The 323-nt window shown below is 38.4% G+C and carries 1 pseudogene; it reads right to left on the bottom strand.

The window, feature by feature from the left end:
- A pseudogene (locus C1E99_RS09300) lies at window positions 1-323 on the bottom strand (hypothetical protein); the annotation flags it as partial.

The raw sequence follows: 323 nt of genomic DNA, 5'->3' as shown, positions 1-323 counted from the left end.
TTCAGGAGCTAAATCCGCTATCATGCCTTGTTCATCCATCACAGCATTACCACCAGTAGAAACCTGTGTGTCAGTATTTTCTTCTGTTTTAGCTTCTGGCAGTTTTAAATGATATTTTAGTTGCAAGGTATCTACAACTTCTTTACTTTCATATCCATTCAGATATTTTCCAACTTTTTGATAGAGCTGATCTAATTCAAATAATTGTCCTAACAGTCTGCTTCGCAACTGTAACACAACCTTATCCTCACCCTTTTCCACCAAGAGCTCTTGATGCTTTTCATAGCCCGAACGAATAGATAGCGCTAATACCTGCAAGCGTT

Origin of the sequence: Streptococcus suis, from assembly GCF_002964045.1 — a bacterium.
GTDB classification, from domain to species: domain Bacteria; phylum Bacillota; class Bacilli; order Lactobacillales; family Streptococcaceae; genus Streptococcus; species Streptococcus suis_U.
The sequence above is the reverse complement of the archived record's forward strand: the minus strand, read 5'-3'. Positions and strand labels throughout refer to the sequence as shown.